Here is a 17,277-nt window from a genome sequence, read left to right on the forward strand (position 1 = left end):
CTGATGGTTGCTGAATTATCAGGTCTGATGTACCCTAAAACGGACAAATCAGGAACAACAAGTTTAATTAAAGTGCATTCTATAGAACAGCCAATTACGGTGTAACAGAACTAGAATAGGGCTGAGGCACAAGCTGATTCAACAAAATTAGGCAATGCTTAAGAAAAATTGCCAAAAACGGAATTGTGTGGAAGATGAAAGTGTTTAAAGAATAGTGGATTGGGTAAATCCTAAACCAAAAAAAATTACGGAGTAGTTTATGCCTAAAAATTTACTGGAACAACTGCGGCAAGTAACTGTTGTGGTAGCGGATACCGGAGACATCCAAGCGATTGAACAGTTTAAACCCCAAGATGCTACTACTAATCCTTCTCTGATTACTGCGGCGGCACAGATGCCAGAATATCAGGAGATTGTCGATCAAACTTTACTTAAAGCTAAAAAAGATGCGGGTTCAGGTGCGACCCAAGCACAGGTAGTTTCTTTAGCTTTTGACCGTTTGGCGGTATCCTTTGGTTTGAAGATTTTGCAAATTATCCCCGGTCGGGTGTCTACAGAGGTGGATGCTCGTTTATCTTATGATACTGAAGCTACTTTAGCGAAAGCTAGAGATTTGATTGCTCAATATAAAGCTGCGGGTATTTCTCCTAATCGGGTGCTGATTAAAATTGCGGCGACTTGGGAAGGGATTCGGGCTGCGGAAATCTTGGAGAAAGAAGGTATTCACTGTAACTTAACTTTGTTGTTTGGTCTTCATCAGGCGATCGCTTGTGCGGAAGCTGGTATTACTTTGATTTCTCCCTTCGTTGGTCGGATTCTCGACTGGTACAAAAAGGACACCGGACGGGACAGCTACCCTGCTGCTGAAGATCCAGGAGTATTGTCTGTCACCACAATCTATAACTATTACAAGAAATTCGGCTATAAAACCGAAGTTATGGGTGCAAGTTTCCGTAACCTTGGCGAAATTACTGAACTAGCCGGTTGTGATTTGTTGACTATTTCTCCTGGTTTATTGTCAGAATTACAAGCTACCACTGGTGATCTACCCCGTAAACTTGATCCTGCTAAGGTAACAAATTTATCTATTGAAAAAATCTCAATTGATAAAACCACCTTTGAGCAAATGCACTCGGCTGACCGGATGGCATCTGATAAACTTTCAGAAGGGATTGAAGGTTTTACTAAAGCATTAGTTTCTCTAGAAAAACTCCTAGCAGAAAGATTAGCTCGTTTGGAAGGTGAAGTAGTAACGGCTTAGGTCTAAAAATCAAAGCCTAACCTAAATTTTGAGTTCCCCTGGTGAATATCTGGGGGTTTTTTATTGTCTAGAATGCTTGACTGGTGGTTAATTGTTCCAAATGAGGGGGATACCACCACAGTCGTGAATAGTAGGATCAAAGTTAAAGTTCTATATATTGATTCCTTGGCTAGGAGTTAATTTTTGGCGATCGCCCTGCTTCCTTGCTATACGGAACAGCGATCGCTTCTTTTTTCTTTCCGCAGAGGACGCAGAGAACGCAGAGAAATAAGAGTTTGAGAAGTTTTTGCGTCAGTCCTCATAAAAAATCTTGATTTTTAAATAATCTTTCTCTTTGGTCGGAGTACACTAGGAAAGAGCCAGGGCGGTTAAACTTAAATCAACTATGCTTGAGTCTTTCTTATCCCGCACAGCCCTAATTTTCCTCTCCTGTGGTCTAGCGGTTGTGAGTGTTGCCTGTAATGGAGACAAACAGACGAGGGTGACTGGTAGCCAGAGGTCAATTGATAGTTTGGCAGCAATTAGTCCTCCCAGAAAGCCAGCACCACCATTGGTTAGCCCAGAACCTCAGCCAAAAGCAACTTTGGATTCTCAGCCTAATGCTTTTGAGTTGGCACTAGACAAAGCTGCTGGGGCTTTGAGTATCAGCCAATCGGCTCAATCTGTAGATGATTGGAATTTGGTGGCCAGTCAGTTTCAGGATGCGATCGCCCTGATGAAAAAAGTGCGGCGAGATAGTCCTAATTTTCCCTTCGCCCAAAGCAAAATCGCTGAATACCGTCTGCAAATTAAATCGGCTCAACAACAAATTAATCCTGTTAAAAAGCCTGTAAAGGTGGCATCCCCAGTGACTCAACGCCAAAGCATAGTCATTGCTGTTCCTAAACCATTGACTACAACGAAGGCCGCCCCGATTAAAAAGGTACAACCAATCTCACCACCCCCTCCTGTTGCACCTTTATCGGCCAGTTTCACCCCCAATAACAAGGTATTTATCGCCCCCATTAAACGGCGGCTCAGTGGTACACCTGTTATTGATGTAATCTTTAATGGCAATCAGCGATTTGAGATGATTGTTGATACTGGGGCTAGTGGGACTGTAATTACCCAAAAAATAGCCGAGGCTTTGGGTGTAGTACCTGTAGGCAAGGCTAAAGCGAATACGGTTAATTCTAAGGCGGTGGAGTTTGATGTTGGTTATGTTGATTCGATGGCAGTTGATGGGATGACTGTGAATAAAATTCCCGTAGCGATCGCTGGGGTAGAATTGGAGACTGGACTGCTAGGACATGACTTTTTCGGTGATTATGATGTTACCATCAAACGCAATGTCATAGAATTTCGCCCCCAAAACCACTCAGAAAATAATTACTAATTCGCAATTTTTGGGTTTAATTAGCCAGGAAATCGACTAAATTCTCTAATTTTTGCCAGGGGCTACCACTTCGCAAAATTTCCCTAGCCATACTCACACCCTGGGTATGGTTAAATAGGGGAATTACACCTCCCACTTGCAAGGCTAAAGCGGCATTGAGGGCGACGGCATCTTCTTGAGCCTGTGTTCCTTTACCTTGTAGCACGTTTTTAAGAATGACGGCGTTTTCTTGCACATCCCCACCCCGCAGGGCTGCAATAGGGGCGGGTGTGATCCCTACTTCTTGAGGATTGACGGTGGTTAATTGCACTTCACCATTAGATAACACCGCTAAATCAGTGATATCGCCTAAACCAGCTTCGTCTAATTTCTCTCGCCCGTGGAGAGCGATCGCTGTTTCTGTTCCTAATTGATGTAATGCGAGAGCGATCGTTTTGATCAATTTAGGATCAAATACCCCAATTACTTGCCCTGTAGGATGCAAGGGATTAACCAAAGGACCAAGTAAATTAAACACAGTCCGTACCTTCAAATTTCGCCGCAAGGAGGCTACAGCTTTCAATGCCGGATGCCAACCAGGGGCAAATAAGAAGGTGATCCCTACTTCTGTTAATGCTGCTTGTACTTTATCGCTAGAAGCATTTAAGTTAACTCCTAAAGCCTCCAAAACATCCGCACTACCTGTTAAACTAGAGGCGGAACGATTGCCATGTTTAGCCACCGGTACACCTGCTGCGGCAGCGACAAAAGCCACGGCTGTGGAAATATTAAAGGTTGAAGCCCCATCGCCACCAGTGCCACAGGTATCAATTAAGGAAGGATAACGGCTAAATGGTAAGGGGGAATTAATTTCTGTTCCCTTGGTTGAAAGAGATTGTAAAACTTCCGCCATTCCAGCCAACTCTTCGGCAGAAACGCCTTTAAAGTTCAGCGCCATTAAAATCGCCCCCGTTAATTCCGGGGGGACTGTTTCACTTAACCATCCTTGCATCAATTCTGCTGCTTGAGTGCGGGATAAGGACTGGCTATCTAATAATTGTTGCAGTAAAATAGACCAATTAGCGGAGGCTTGAGTCATAGCTTGGAGTTTCAGGTGATAGTTCAAACGACTAAATAGAGTTTAGTATTCCTAAAACCGTACCATGCTTAATAGTTTAGGACTTACGCATTGACAGAAAATCTTAAATATGCATAGCGGGAAAACCATATTGATCGTAGGGGTTTAGCACTGCTCATTGGTGTCAACTTAACGTAAAACCCTGATAATGCCGTTAGATCAAACTTATTCAGTTCCCCAACAATCAAGAAGAACCCCACCCTCGCTTTTGCTAAAGCAAAATCTCCCCGCAAGCGAGGCTACGGTGTACACACAAGTGATCTGATTACCCAAAACAAGCCCTGGCGATTAGAAATCACGGCTACACAAACAAAGTCCACCTGCGTGGACTGAAGAAAAACTACTTATTTTTAACCCACGGAGGTGGGTTTTGCCTGTGTAGTTGCGGTTTCTAACCGCCGATTTAATCTTGATAAGACTTGTGTGTACACGGTAGCCCTCAAGAGGGGAGGGGTAAAACGGCTATGGGACAACGATTAGAGCCTAAGTTGACACCAATGGCACTGCTAAACCCCTACCCCACGGCTAGTTTATCGGTAAAAATATAATTAGTCGTCACCTGAAACAAGCTATTTTAGTGAAAGCAGATCATGATTAATTTGTACAGTGCGTAACTCCTAGTCTATTACATTCTACCGGAAAATGGCAGATCCCAAAGACAACCTACTTATCTCACAGAAAAAGCCTCACTAAATCGGCGAGTAATTGGCTCAACAATAAAAGTTAAAACTGACTTCTTGCGGGTGACAATTTCAGCATTAGCAACCATTCCTGGCGTAAATTCTACTTTTTGATCCCGGAGATTAATAGAATGTTTACTTAATGTAATTCTAGTGGGAAAAACCAAACCTAATTCTTGATCAAGAATTGCATTGGGACTGATTTGAGCAACCGTACCATCAACAATGCCAAATTCTTGAAAGGGAAAGGTTGCCATTTTGACTTTTGCTTTCATTCCCTGACGAATAAACCCAATATCACGGTTGAGAACTTTGACTTCTAACAGCATTTCTTCCCCTTCGGGTAAAATGGATAGTAGTTCCTCACCGGCTTGAACTGGTCCTTTGGTGGCTTTGATTTTGTAAATTGTGCCGGCGACAGGTGCTTTGATAGTTTCTCCGTCTTTTTGCTTTTTCGCTTGTTCTAACTGACCGGCGACATTGGTGAGTTCTTCTTTGCGTCTGTTGATTTGGGTCAAAATTTCACTTTGACGCTCTGAGGATAGCCTTAACCCTTGATTCCGGGCAGCTTTATAGGCTTGTTCTGCTTGTTGAATTTCTTGAAATTGGGTGGAAATATCTTTTTCTAAGGATGTGACTTTATCTTGGGCTTGGGTTAACCGATTTTGGGCGTTTGTCACTTCATCCTTAGCTCTGATAATATCTGTGTTGGCGCGATTTAGTCTTTCCTGGGCTTCTAAATAATCTACTCTGGGTAAAGCACCGGGTTTGATTAAAGTGCGGAGATTTTCTTCTCTAGTTTGGGCGATCGCTAAGTTACTTTCCACTTTATCACGGATGGTTTGCGCGTTGAGTAAATTAGTTTGAGCATTGATAACGCTGGTTTTAGCATTAGCTAAGTTTTCTTGTAACCTAATCAATCGGGTTTTTGCTTGACTAATTAATGACTGTTGACGTTTAGCTTCTGCTTCCACACCTACTTGTTTGGCTTTATAGTCTAACAACCGAGAATTTAACAGTTCATCTTGCAGTTTTGTTCCTGCAATTGTCCCACCTGTACGTTCTGCTTGTAAACGTTGTAAGTCTTCTTCAATTAACTTACTAGCTTTCGCCAGACGGTTAACGTCGCTCTGTTGTAAATTGGGGTCACGTTCCACTAAAATTTGATCTTTGGTAACGCGATCGCCCTCTTTCACCTTGACTGCTACAATAGAACCATTGCCTAAAGATGTGACTGGCCGTACCTGTGCCGCAGCAATTAATTCTCCTGGTGCCGTTGCAACTTCGTCAATTTGTGAATAATGCGCCCAAGCGATCGCCCCAAACACTACAATACTAATTGTTCCCGCCAATAATCTGGTATATAGTGCTGGTAAATCCTGTACCGCTTTACCCAACTCATAAGATAATTGTTCTTCTGGTTTAGCAAATCGCTCTTTGGTTTGACGTGCTTGAGCAGCATTTGCAGCTAGGGAGTATTTCATAGATTTGTTAATAGGGAATTGGGAATTGGTGATTGGTGATTGGTGATTGGTGATTGGTGATTGGTGATTGGTGATTAGATAATCTTCAAATCCGTGCCATCAGTGTAATCCATTAAATCCGTGTTTGTGATTAATATTAATATTTCTCCCTTTTGTTCTTCCTGACTTTTGACTTCCCGTAGGGCTAAACAGCTAAATAGCGACGGACAAAACTTTCTAATGTTTCTAATTGAAAGTTAAAAATTCTTTCTAAATTAGTTGTTTCTTCTGCTGTACAGAAAAATTCATTAGCCAACAGAGTTCGATAAGTTCCTAAAGTTGCTTCTATTTGGGGATTAAATAAACCCAACGTACCTCGTAATCCATCAATAGCAAATAGTGGGGCGTTAATTACTATCGGTTCTTTATTAAAGATGCGACTAAAGATTTTAGGAATATCTTCTCGTAATAAAATCTGTGGTCCTCCAACTGGTAAAATTTGGTTACGAGCATCTGCAACTGTCAAAGAATCTACGATCATTTTGGCTAAATCATCGGTACTAACAATAGAAGTCCGATTTTTTGGATCACCAATCAGCAGATACAAACCCGTTTCTCGAAACCGTTCTGCTAAAGGCAGCAAATTAGATGCTAATCCAGCCGGACGTAAAATTGTGTAGTTTAAGCCACTAGCTTGCAAATATCGCTCTACCTGTCTTTTAGCCTTAAACACAGGAGCATCTTCATATCCCCGGTCAGCACCTAATACAGATATGAAAACAAAGTGTTTTACACCCTGGACTTTTGCCTGATCAATCAGTTCAATATTAGCGTGATAATCTAAAGATAGAGCATCACTGTCAGAACCGTGGGCGCTAATTATATATTCCACCCCCTGACACCCTTTCTGGATATCTTTGTCTCGCAGCAAATCACCAATGAAGATATCCGCACCCCGGTGTTCTAATTCGCTGTAACGCGAACTCAAACGCACAAATGCCCTCACCGATTTCTGTTCTTGTCGCAAAAGTCGCACGACTCTACGACCAATTTCTCCTGTTGCTCCAGTGACTAAAATCATAAAATTTTTTAGTTGTGAGAGTTGGGACTGAGATTACAGCAATTTTCATGTATTTAGACCACACTCTTGATTTCTCTCCGCGCCTCTGCGTCTCTGCGTGAGACAGAAAAATGTAGTTTATTTACCCAAAAATCGCTGTAATGGTATGGGTTAAGGAGTTTGTCGGGTTTCCTTACGTCAACCCAACCTACATATTCTCTAATTTAACCCAATCTTTTCAATATTTAACATAATCCCAGGATGCGGTAAATTTCTTGAAATGCTGGTTCATCAGGACAAATTTCATAAGCCCAATGTCCTAGCTGTAAAATTGATTCCATATCATCCATTTTACCATCTTTAATCCCATTACTTAATATACCTATAAAAAATTCAGCTACAATAAAGCGGACTTTTTCGCGGTGAGAACGTCTAGCACTGCTTACCATCTCTGCAAATTGACGTTTTTTAAAAAGGCGTTCAATTTCTTCTAATTCTTGACTAAGTTCAACACTTTCTATTAAGTCGTTTACAACGGGATTTTCTGAATCAATTTGTTTGAGTATTTTCAATTGCTGCAATGCTTGGGATAGAGAAACTTTCTCATTAATCAGTTGATCACGCAATTCTTCGGCTTTATATTCGGCTAAATAACTACCTGCATCTTCACTTCTAATTAAATCATACCAAAATTGAGCAAATTCTAAATGTTCGCTAAATTCGGAAATTGTTTGACGCTGGGATTTACAAAGTTGATTTAGTTCCTGTTGCCAATTTAGTTGATCTTGAATTTCGGCTTTTGCTTGGGTTAAAGGAATAATTGCTTGATGCCATTGATCTTGTTGTAAGTAATAACTTCCTTCATGATAATTAACGAAATTCTGAGCAAACTGTTCGCTTTCTATGTTAGAATCGGGCTTAACTTCGATTGCTCTGGGGATATCTCCTTGTAAACAAGCGGCTACAGCTAACCCCCAAGAGGTATATAGAGAACTGAGTATTTTGTTACTAGGATGGATTTTATCTATAATTTTATTTTCCCAGTGGGGAAGGAAACGATGATAACAACCTGGTGTGAGCAATAAGTTGTTAATTTGCATTCCTGATTCACCGATGATTTTAAGAGTGGCTAATTCTAATCGGTAGCGATCGCGCAGTTGTGAATAATCTTGAATATTTGTATCTTTAAGTTGATCAATGGCTGCTTCTAAGCTTTGTTGTAATTTTAAAGATAGGTTGTTAAAATCTACAGTTTGACTCCCCAACCAAGGTACATCTTGCAGGGTGGGATCTAGGGTTAAATTTGCCATTGCTGTAGACAGAGCAAAAATTAGCTCAAATAGTTTTTTTGAGTCATTTTGAGTATGATAATAAGTAGCTATTGCCCAATTATGTAAAGTAGTAATATTGGGGTTTTCTATCCAGGCTTTTTCAGCTTGATTACCAATATTTTCCCAATCAGAACTTTGCCAAAGTTTTGCTGCTAACTGTGGTTCAATATGTTCATTTAAATTTGATTCTACTACAGGATCTAAGCCAAACTTCTGAAGAAATTCTGTACTTGTTATTTTAGCTATTTTAAAATTACCAGCTTTAACTAATTCCTCAATTTTGTTTAAAGATGATAAGCGTTGATATTCAGAAATGCGTTGGAGAATTTCTTTTTGTTGATGAATAATGGGATTAGATATGTCTTGCCATTCTCGATCAGCTAACTGTAAATTTGCTTGTTGTGCTAGGGCAAATCCTCTTAAATAAGCAGCTTGTTCTCCCGGTATACCTTCTAAATTAGATAAAGCTGTTTCCCAGTCTTGCATTTTAATTGCTACCAACCCTAATCTAATGCAGCAATTAGTAGTTTCTGGTAAAAGTAATTTAGCCTTTTGGTAGCAGGATTTAGCAGCTACAAAATTGCCTGATTTTTCTAATTTTAGTCCTTGACGAAAATTTTGTCGCCCTTGATATATAGATTTAAATGTTTTTAATAAATCTATGCCATCGACACGAGGAAAGTTGGTGACAGCAGATTCTAAAAGTGCGATCGCTCCCTTTAATCTTCCCTCAGATTCAGCCTTTTTTGCCCTTTGCAAGACATCAATGTAAATTTCTTCTTGGGGAAGGTGGGTTCGGGCTGTAGCGATCGCAGTTTTTACGTCCTCTGTCGGGTATAATTTAGCTGCTATTTCGTAAATAGCGATCGCTTGCTTAAACCAAAGATGTTCTAGTTGAGATTCGGCTTGGGTAATCAGTTCCAGAAATTGCTGTCGCTGCTGTAATTCATTTTGACATTGAGTAATTACTTGTAAAACTTGCTGATCATAGATAATTTTACTACTTTTTTGATATAGAGCGATCGCACTGGTGAGGGCTTGAGTTTCTAAAGGATTTCCTGGATCTTGCTGTAAAAATACCTTGGCTTTAGCAATTAATTTATCTGCTTCTGTAACTTGGTTTTGCCAAATTATTAATTTTGCTTCCAGATTTTCTACCAAATTACCGACTAAAAATTTACCTAACAACCGTTCCCAAAAACCTGGCTTTTCAGCCCAAACTTTTAAAACCTTTTTCGTAATAGTTACAGCTTCTCGTAATTGCTGCTTTTCGGCAAAACTTTCAGCCTTTTTAGTTTCTTCCTTTAGACTATCAAGGATATTCACTCCAACTTCTCCTTGCAGCTAAGAGGAATTTTAATCACCTCATCTAGTGCGATTTTATTTTCTCTACCAATTAATTGGGGATTGGCTTCAATGATCACATTCCAAGGAGTGCCTTTAGCACAAAATTTATCAGCAATTGAACTTATAGTGTCCCCTTTTTGAATGCTATAAGTTCTAATTTCTGGTTGTGTTGGTGGTTTAATAGGAACATTTGGTGGTAATGTGGGATTGGCAGTAACCACGGGATTAGGGATTGTGGCAATATAAAATTGAGTTTGCAAAATAAAAAAACTACCTGCAACTCCTACCATAATACCGATCATTAACATTAAAATAGCAAATCCCTTTGTCCAAGGGTTTTCTGTGGGGGGTAACTGTTGGAGTGAACGAATGAGGGAAAGGTCTGTGTCGCAATTGGGGCAAGTATCACCTTCAATTTCTTGATATCCACAAACAGGACAGTTAAGCTTGGTGTTCATCGGGTTAATCCTGTAATAATGAGATTACTGGGCAAATCTTGATTTAACCAATATTGGACATCTGGAGTCCTATTGATAAGTTTCAACACCAGAGAATAATAAATTCACATAAAACTCCAAAACTCCACAAACAATTTCCAAAAAACCTCCCAGACAACCCAAAACCCACCAAATATCCCCCAGGGAGGTGGGCTTCTGGTGCTGTGTCAATGTCAAAATTAAGATCATTGTAATACAACCATCTTTCTCCGTTCCTCCATCCTATTTTTTCCCCAAAGGCTTCCCAGATTTTCTCGTCGTAGTTTCTAGTTCCACCTAAGCTTTGATAAACTCGCTTTTGCACAGAAAAACCAAAACGCCCATTACTGTATTTGACCCACAACTTGTCAATGCTGTGAATGCCTTCACAGGTAAACTTATCAATATTTTTAATATCTAACCAACCTTGGTATTTACGTTTTGCTACTGCTAACATTACCAGCACTGTTTGTTCATCTGCCTCTTTCCATTTTCCAGCAGCAAGTAAGTCACGCAGTTTTTTGTAGTCTTTTCCCACGGCTGATTTCAGTTCCCCCTCGTCACTTACAGGGTGCGGGCTAGGGGGTAGAGTTCTTCTCTCCTCCCGGAGACGCTGAGGGTGTGAAGGTCGAATGACCAAACCTAATATTTCTCTAAACTCCCGCATAGTTTGGGGACGGTTTTGAGGTTCTAACTCCATGCCTTTGAGAATAGCAGTGTTTACCCTTTCACTGATTTTCTGATTATATTTTCGCGGTGGTGCTAAATGTGCATCACCTTCAGCACGATAATGAGAAGGTATGGGAACTCTAGTAGTTAATAAAGTATATAATGTCGCAGCTAAAGCATAAACATCTGTATAATAACCAAAATCTCCACGTCGTTCATACTGTTCTATAGGTGCATAACCTTCGGTTTTCGTCACTGTCATGCTTCTAATTTTTCCCAATTGAAATTCCCGCGCTAACCCAAAGTCAATTAAAACCGCTTCTTTGGTTTTTTTTCGCAACAATATATTACTTGGTTTAACATCTCGGTGTAAAAGTCCCCGTTCATGAACAATTTCTAGGGCTTGTCCGATTTGGTTAATGTAGCGCAAAGCTTCTGTTTCTGATAAATAAGCATTTTTCTGAAGATATTCATTAATATGGGCTTCTAAATTATCCCCGTCAATATGTTCCATGACGATCGCCCAAAGGTCATTTTCTAAAAAAGTGTCGTAAACTTGGACAATATGGGGATGATGACATTTAGCTAATGATAATCCTTCTTTGCGAAATTTCTTTTGTATATCCTCAAAGTCTGGTTTTTCTCGTTGTTGCTGGTTGAGGGTTTTAATCACTACTAATCTATTTTCTTCGGTATCTTCAGCCAGGTAGGTTTCACCAAAGCCACCCCTAGCGATGACTTTTTTAATGATATATTGTCCATTTTGCAGTTGGGTGTTAGTTGTCCAGTCTTGCATTGTGATGTTGAGGACGGGTTTTTTATATAGTTTACAGTATTTTTACCCCACATTCCGCACCTCAAAATGTATTATCTACCTTTTTAATAAAGATTCTTAATAATCTTCAAATTATTAAGTATTAATATTGAATTTTATGAGTAGCTTATGTTATTTTTTAACTATTATTGGTTAGATTTTGGAAATATACGTGTATTACACGGTGAATTATAGAAAGTCGGTTAAGCTAAAAACATTAAATCAGATTTTTGTGACAAAAACCATCGAAACCCTTATTAATAAACGGGTTTAGATTTATTGAACAAGCCCTAAGTATTGGTTTAACTGTTGTATTCAGCAATTTTTAATCCTATTTGTTTAAAATATAGTGATCCGATTTGATTCATCTGCCTCTTTCAGAGGAACTTCGTTAACGGGTAGCGTGGCGTTAGCCATATTTTTCATTGAGGCAGGGAACAGGGCTTTCAGTATGTACCGAGGTACTGAGTTCTATATATCAAAAATCAAATAGGAGTCCTATAGATGAAGGTAGTTTATTCATTATATTGGACTCGAAAAGCTTTTATCGTCTTCTCCACCAAATGATAGCGCCGGTGGCTAAACCTATTAATGGTAAAAGCAACAAGGCTGATAATGTTAAAAGATTTGCTTGGAGACTTGATAGGTTAATGCGTCGATTTCTTGGTTCTTTTGGCCGAATTGAAAGGGGTTGTTGATCTTGCTGACTTAACCAGGTTATGGAGTTGAGAAATACATCTCCATTCAATTGTTGTTCAAATAATCCATCTGTGGCAAAATCTGAGTTTCCTATAACTACTAATCGTGATTCTTTTGTTGGAGTTGGGGAAATTGTTGGAGTTGGTGAAGTTGTTGGAGTTGGTGAAGTTATTGGAGTTGGTGAAATTGCTAAACTTCTCTTTAATGCCACACCCAAAGTTAGAGGACCTTTAAGGTCTTTATCTTCATTAAACTCTAATTTTTCGCTTTGCTGGTCGCTTTCTGCCCAACTACTGGGATAGGGTTTGGTTTTTAGTAGGGGTGTAAATTCGACTCCAGATATGGGGATAATTTCTAAAGGTCGGGTAAGTGGATAGAAAGAGATACCGTTGCCAAAATCTTTGGTGATTGGATGTTCACCGTATTCTGTAATTATAGGGGCTGCTGGACCTAATCCTAAACTTGCACCAGAAATATCGATCGCTAACCGATTATCTAATTTTACACCCCATTCTTGCAGTAAACTATCAATTTTTGGATCGGTGTTGGGGGCAATCATCAAAAGTAAGTTACCACCACGATTTTGATAATCTTGTAAGGCTTTAACCTCCCCTGGAAACAGTTCTCGCTGCGGTCCAGCTACAATGACAACGGCTGCATCTTCGGGAATTTGAGGATTTTCTGCTAAATTTAAAGGTGAGGTGGTGAAGTTGCGATCGCTCAATCCCTGAACTGCTGCTGATATACTATTCTTACCTGGTGAAAGTGGGTGTTCACCGTGTCCTTGCAAAAAGTAAGCTTTAACGGTGTTTGTACTAATAATTTGTTGCAAGCGATTAGTTAATCTAATTTCTGACAGTCTTTGTTCATTATTAATTGTCTGTACTAATTGCCGTTTTTCACCAAATTCTAAATAAACTTCTCCAAAGTCTTTAACTTTAAATTTTTCGGCTAGTCCTGGTCTGCTTTGAGGATCAATATATTCATATTTAAATTTTGCACTTTGTCGTTGATAATTTTCTAGTAATTCTTGATCTAAAGGATTCTTATCGGTAGTAAATAACCAAACTTTTACTGTTTCTGGTAATGTTTTAACTATTTGTTTTGTTTGAGGGGCAAGGGTAAATAATTGAGTTTCTGTTAAGTCTACCCGCAGGTGATAACGAGTTCCTAAAAAATTAATTAATCCCAATATTGTCAATACTGCTAATGTTGCTACTAGGGCATTAGTCGTAGTTTGGGTAGAACGCTGTTTCCACCATTTATTTTGTCGGCTTTCTATTACTATCCATGTTCCAAATATGAGGAATGCTAAAATAATCAATATCAAGGGAATTATTCCCCATTTTTCTGTGACTAATCCAATTGTTAATCCAGCAACTAAAAAGAATGGACTTAGCCAATATAATAGTTTCCAAAGTTTGTTTTTAATCATGGGTGATTGGGTAATTTAATTTATGATTTTTTTCAAAAAAGCCTTGGCGACTAGAAGTCGCGGCTACACAGGCAAAACCCAGATGGTGCGTGGGTTCAAATTCTGAATTTTCTCTTAGTCCACGCAGGTGGACTTTGTTTTTGTAGCTGCGGTTTCTAACTGCCAAAACTAACTGCATGAACGTGAGTTTCCAATAATTAATAAGATAACAGCGATCGCACTGATAAAATAAAAAATTAAGAATCGAATGGAGGCATAAGCAAAGGAATTAGGCGATCACGATTCTTTCTGTAAATGAGAAAATCGCTATCGAGAGTAAAAATCAGACTGTTAGGATATAGCTCCGACATTCGTACTAACTCCACATCAGCTAAAGAAACTGGTACTGATTGATAGCGACTTAATAATGCCATTGTTGTCACCAACTCCGCATCCAAATCAAACCGAATAATGATCTGTTTCTGAGCTAACAATTGTAGCAAAATCTCTCGCCCCCTCTTTACCCGTTGCAACAAAAACCAACTTTCTGAAATCACCGCTTCACAAGTCAATAATGGGGGAACAATCTCCTTTAATCGTTCTGTTACCCAAGTATGGTGGCCATCATTGCGGTCAATCAAAGCCAGTAAAATTCCTGTGTCAACAATTACCTCGTAGTGCATCACTGACCATAGCTCTGCATATAATCAGGATTCGTTGAAAGATCGCCTGGACCTTCCCCTGCTCCAATTGAAGCTTGAGCCACCTCAAAAAACGAGGGGGAATTGGTTTCTAGAGACGTAGTGATTGCTTTCTGACGTTTTCTCCAAAGAGATTCCACAAAACTCAACACCTGATGCTGATCTTCTGTCGATAATACTTCTACCGTTTGTAAAATTTGCCTAGACAAGGAAGACATATTAATTGTTCCTACAAAGGACACGACCTTATAATTATGACAAATAACGTAAGTTGCTAGTTAGGGAAAATGTCTGATATGGCTAACGCCTCCCGTAAGGGATACAGGATGTCCAGGATTAAAGGATTTACAGGATTAAAACACAATACAGTTCAGTCAAAAATTTGTTCTTCTCATTTCTCTGTGTCCTCTGTGCCTCTGTGGTTCGTTTAAAAAAGAATTTCAGGCTCAACTGAACCGTGTTGGATTAAAACAAAAAATTACTTACCAATGATCAACCTCAACTAGATAACTAGCAACTTGAGTAAATAGAACCTCAACTTTTCCACAATAGGCGATCGCGTTTAATTATCGCCGTTGAAAACGTAGTGCGTCAATTGATTGGGCTGTGAGAAAAATCCCTAAAATAATGTAACTGGCAAATAATATTAAGGCTTGAGTATCAAAGATTCCTTGAACTAAGGTGTTGTAATGTTTAAGTAGGGATAAATGACCTAATGCTGTGCCGATAAAACCGGGGATGATTTGGGCAATTAAATCAAGGAATAATAGTAATATAACGACAGTAAATGTGAGGACTGCTGATAAAATTGTGCTGTCTGTTAAAGAAGATATAAACATTCCTAAAGATAAAATTGCTGCTGCTAGTAAGATTAATCCTAAATGACCGAGTAAGGGTATTGTGGGTGAAATGGGAGGATTGGACGCGCTGAGGGCGATCGCTTCAAATCCCAACAATGGTACAATCATAGTGATAAAAAACGTCAAAACTCCCAATAATTTACCTACGGCTACCGCCCAGTTGGTAATGGGAGATGTGGCTAAAAGTTCTAAAGTACCGCGTTTACGTTCTTCAGCATAAAGACCCATTGACAAAATTGGCAATACAAACAATAGTAACCACCCCATTCGATCTAAAAATGCTCGGACAAATTCGTAAGGTACATCTATCGGTGGTACTGGTACTCCTAATTGTTGTCCTTGTAACTCATAAGCGGTAACTGTATATAAAATGCCACCGGGTCCAAGCAAAATCATCACAAAAAATAACCCCGCCAAAAACCAAAAGACTCCAGCGATCGCATAAGCTAGAGGTGAAATGAAGTAACTCTGCAATTCTCGGCGATAAATGGCAATAATATTTGCCCAAACTATACCCATTTATCAGTCTTCTCCTGTTTCAGTGTGCAAATTTTTTTCTTCTGTGGTTAGTTGCAAAAATACATCCTCTAAAGTAGCACTCACTCGACGCATTTCATGTAAACTCAATCCAGCCTGAATTAAGCCTGTGGTGATCTCCGTTCCTGGTTCTACCCCTGGTTGGGATATTACCCGCAAAGAAACACGCTCTTCTTCTATGATCATTGTTTCTACCAAACTCACCCCTGGAATATTTTGCAGGACTTGTTTAGCTAATGTTTCTTCCCCAGAAATTTCTAATTCATATCCTGAGCCATTTGTCAATTGTGATAATAAATTTTCTGGAGTATCTATAGCTACTATTTTTCCCTTGTTAATAATTGCCACCCGGTTACAAGTCATACTCACCTCTGGTAAAATATGAGTAGACAAAATAATTGTGTGTGTACCTGCCAAACTTTTAATTAAATTCCTCACCTCAATAATTTGTCGGGGATCAAGACCTACAGTAGGTTCATCGAGAATAATCGCTGGGGGATCATGAACGATCGCCTGGGCAATTCCCACCCGTTGACGGTATCCTTTAGAGAGTTTGCGAATAATTACCCGCCGCTTTTCCTCCAGATTACAACGTTGGATAGCCGCTTGTACCTTTTGAGAGCGATCGCCCCCTGATACCCCCTTAATCCGTGCCACAAAATCCAAAAACCCCTCCACCGTCATTTCCGAGTATAGAGGAGGAGTTTCTGGCAAATAACCAATGCGTTGACGAACAGCCAGAGAATTTTCATGGATATCAAAACCCGCAATTCTAGCCGTTCCCCCACTTGCTGGTAAATAGCCCGACAAAATTCGCATAGTAGTAGTTTTACCAGCGCCATTAGGACCTAAAAACCCTAAAATTTCACCAGGTTCAACATTAAAAGACACATCACTAATGGCCGTAGTAGAACCGTAAATTTTACTCAGATTTTCAACTTCAATCATCAATTTAAATTTCAAATCACGGATTTAATGGATTACACCGATGACACGGATTTAATGATTATGTAGATTAGACTTCTTGCATAAATACTTTGGTGTCGCCAAGAAGATTCTTGAAAGGCTCACGCAAAGGCGCAAAGACGCAAAGAAGAATTTGAAAATCACGACTTTTGCAAGAAGTCTATTATCCAATCCCCAAGGGTTAAGATATCAAACCACATTCCACCAACCGAAAGCCGGACCGATAAAACGGATAGTCACCCAAAGAACCACCATACCCCCGATACCAATCCAAGCCCCGCGAGTGGTCAAACTCACAAATAATTCAGATTGACTTTTGGTAATGGGAACCCACGGCAAAATTCTTTCATCTTGACCGTATTTTTCTCCCAATTTACTTTTACGACGTTTTGCTTCACCCATAATTAGCCACCCAAAAAGCTTGTAAATTATAGCAACCGCCAAGGTGGTTAGGACATCAATTGTTAGCGCAGATTGGCGTAAACCATTCATGCAACTCGTTTCACA

General features: G+C 39.7%; 15 protein-coding genes. 2 read left to right on the plus strand and 13 right to left on the minus strand.

Features of this window, described 5'->3' with window-relative positions:
* Positions 1-259: 259 nt before the first annotated feature.
* Complete coding sequence (locus tag VB711_RS18470; RefSeq protein ID WP_323287682.1) at positions 260-1,261, plus strand: transaldolase; 1,002 nt, start codon at positions 260-262, stop codon at positions 1,259-1,261.
* A 385-nt stretch (positions 1,262-1,646) separates the two neighbouring features.
* Positions 1,647-2,636 (plus strand): retropepsin-like aspartic protease, encoded by a 990-nt coding sequence (locus VB711_RS18475; RefSeq protein WP_323287683.1) that lies wholly within the window; start codon positions 1,647-1,649, stop codon positions 2,634-2,636.
* Positions 2,637-2,652: 16 nt separating this feature from the next.
* On the opposite strand, the gene trpD is transcribed toward VB711_RS18475, so the two are convergent.
* The 13 genes from trpD to VB711_RS18540 form a co-directional block, all read right to left on the minus strand.
* Positions 2,653-3,714 (minus strand): anthranilate phosphoribosyltransferase, encoded by a 1,062-nt coding sequence (gene trpD / locus VB711_RS18480; RefSeq protein WP_323287684.1) that lies wholly within the window; start codon positions 3,712-3,714, stop codon positions 2,653-2,655.
* A 706-nt stretch (positions 3,715-4,420) separates the two neighbouring features.
* The gene (locus VB711_RS18485; RefSeq protein ID WP_323287685.1) at positions 4,421-5,917 is read right to left on the minus strand and encodes an HlyD family efflux transporter periplasmic adaptor subunit; all 1,497 of its coding nucleotides are present in this window, start codon (positions 5,915-5,917) and stop codon (positions 4,421-4,423) included.
* 184 nt (positions 5,918-6,101) lie between these two features.
* A complete protein-coding gene (locus tag VB711_RS18490) occupies positions 6,102-6,977 on the minus strand; it encodes an SDR family oxidoreductase (RefSeq protein WP_323287686.1) in 876 nt (291 codons plus the stop codon).
* Between the two features lie 224 nt (positions 6,978-7,201).
* On the minus strand, positions 7,202-9,613 hold the full coding sequence (locus VB711_RS18495; protein ID WP_323287687.1) for a peptidase M, neutral zinc metallopeptidase site: 2,412 nt from the start codon (positions 9,611-9,613) through the stop codon (positions 7,202-7,204).
* The gene (locus tag VB711_RS18500) at positions 9,610-10,092 is read right to left on the minus strand and encodes a LysM peptidoglycan-binding domain-containing protein (protein ID WP_323287688.1); all 483 of its coding nucleotides are present in this window, start codon (positions 10,090-10,092) and stop codon (positions 9,610-9,612) included. Before VB711_RS18500 ends, VB711_RS18495 begins: the two co-directional genes overlap by 4 nt.
* Positions 10,093-10,174: 82 nt before the next feature.
* Positions 10,175-11,575, minus strand: a complete 1,401-nt coding sequence (locus VB711_RS18505) for a serine/threonine-protein kinase (protein WP_323287690.1) — start codon at positions 11,573-11,575, stop codon at positions 10,175-10,177.
* A 562-nt stretch (positions 11,576-12,137) separates the two neighbouring features.
* Positions 12,138-13,727: a GldG family protein gene (locus VB711_RS18510; protein WP_323287691.1), complete on the minus strand. Its 1,590-nt coding sequence runs from the start codon at positions 13,725-13,727 to the stop codon at positions 12,138-12,140.
* The gene (locus tag VB711_RS18515) at positions 13,720-13,905 is read right to left on the minus strand and encodes a hypothetical protein (protein ID WP_323287692.1); all 186 of its coding nucleotides are present in this window, start codon (positions 13,903-13,905) and stop codon (positions 13,720-13,722) included. Before VB711_RS18515 ends, VB711_RS18510 begins: the two co-directional genes overlap by 8 nt.
* A 58-nt stretch (positions 13,906-13,963) precedes the next feature.
* Positions 13,964-14,389, minus strand: a complete 426-nt coding sequence (locus tag VB711_RS18520; protein ID WP_323287693.1) for a type II toxin-antitoxin system VapC family toxin — start codon at positions 14,387-14,389, stop codon at positions 13,964-13,966.
* The gene (locus VB711_RS18525) at positions 14,389-14,625 is read right to left on the minus strand and encodes a hypothetical protein (protein WP_323287694.1); all 237 of its coding nucleotides are present in this window, start codon (positions 14,623-14,625) and stop codon (positions 14,389-14,391) included. The genes VB711_RS18520 and VB711_RS18525 overlap by 1 nt, the downstream gene beginning before the upstream one ends.
* A gap of 348 nt (positions 14,626-14,973) precedes the next feature.
* Positions 14,974-15,786: an ABC transporter permease gene (locus VB711_RS18530; protein WP_323287695.1), complete on the minus strand. Its 813-nt coding sequence runs from the start codon at positions 15,784-15,786 to the stop codon at positions 14,974-14,976.
* Between the two features lie 3 nt (positions 15,787-15,789).
* Entirely contained in the window at positions 15,790-16,752 is a 963-nt protein-coding gene (locus VB711_RS18535; RefSeq protein ID WP_323287696.1) for an ABC transporter ATP-binding protein, read from the minus strand.
* 207 nt (positions 16,753-16,959) lie between these two features.
* A complete protein-coding gene (locus VB711_RS18540; RefSeq protein WP_323287710.1) occupies positions 16,960-17,172 on the minus strand; it encodes a DUF2839 domain-containing protein in 213 nt (70 codons plus the stop codon).
* Positions 17,173-17,277: the final 105 nt, after the last annotated feature.

This window comes from Cronbergia sp. UHCC 0137 (assembly GCF_034932285.1).
In the GTDB taxonomy this organism is placed as follows: domain Bacteria; phylum Cyanobacteriota; class Cyanobacteriia; order Cyanobacteriales; family Nostocaceae; genus Cronbergia.

What these genes read in the sequence shown, in the direction of transcription:
- VB711_RS18485 (WP_323287685.1), bottom strand. Translation starts at nt 5,917, where the DNA reads ATGAAATACTCCCTAGCTGCAAATGCTGCTCAAGCACGTCAAACCAAA.
- VB711_RS18540 (WP_323287710.1), bottom strand. Translation starts at nt 17,172, where the DNA reads ATGGGTGAAGCAAAACGTCGTAAAAGTAAATTGGGAGAAAAATACGGT.
- VB711_RS18520 (WP_323287693.1), bottom strand. Translation starts at nt 14,389, where the DNA reads ATGCACTACGAGGTAATTGTTGACACAGGAATTTTACTGGCTTTGATT.
- VB711_RS18505 (WP_323287690.1), bottom strand. Translation starts at nt 11,575, where the DNA reads ATGCAAGACTGGACAACTAACACCCAACTGCAAAATGGACAATATATC.
- VB711_RS18490 (WP_323287686.1), bottom strand. Translation starts at nt 6,977, where the DNA reads ATGATTTTAGTCACTGGAGCAACAGGAGAAATTGGTCGTAGAGTCGTG.
- VB711_RS18530 (WP_323287695.1), bottom strand. Translation starts at nt 15,786, where the DNA reads ATGGGTATAGTTTGGGCAAATATTATTGCCATTTATCGCCGAGAATTG.
- VB711_RS18470 (WP_323287682.1), top strand. Translation starts at nt 260, where the DNA reads ATGCCTAAAAATTTACTGGAACAACTGCGGCAAGTAACTGTTGTGGTA.
- VB711_RS18525 (WP_323287694.1), bottom strand. Translation starts at nt 14,625, where the DNA reads ATGTCTTCCTTGTCTAGGCAAATTTTACAAACGGTAGAAGTATTATCG.
- VB711_RS18510 (WP_323287691.1), bottom strand. Translation starts at nt 13,727, where the DNA reads ATGATTAAAAACAAACTTTGGAAACTATTATATTGGCTAAGTCCATTC.
- VB711_RS18535 (WP_323287696.1), bottom strand. Translation starts at nt 16,752, where the DNA reads ATGATTGAAGTTGAAAATCTGAGTAAAATTTACGGTTCTACTACGGCC.
- VB711_RS18515 (WP_323287692.1), bottom strand. Translation starts at nt 13,905, where the DNA reads ATGCAGTTAGTTTTGGCAGTTAGAAACCGCAGCTACAAAAACAAAGTC.
- trpD (WP_323287684.1), bottom strand. Translation starts at nt 3,714, where the DNA reads ATGACTCAAGCCTCCGCTAATTGGTCTATTTTACTGCAACAATTATTA.
- VB711_RS18475 (WP_323287683.1), top strand. Translation starts at nt 1,647, where the DNA reads ATGCTTGAGTCTTTCTTATCCCGCACAGCCCTAATTTTCCTCTCCTGT.
- VB711_RS18500 (WP_323287688.1), bottom strand. Translation starts at nt 10,092, where the DNA reads ATGAACACCAAGCTTAACTGTCCTGTTTGTGGATATCAAGAAATTGAA.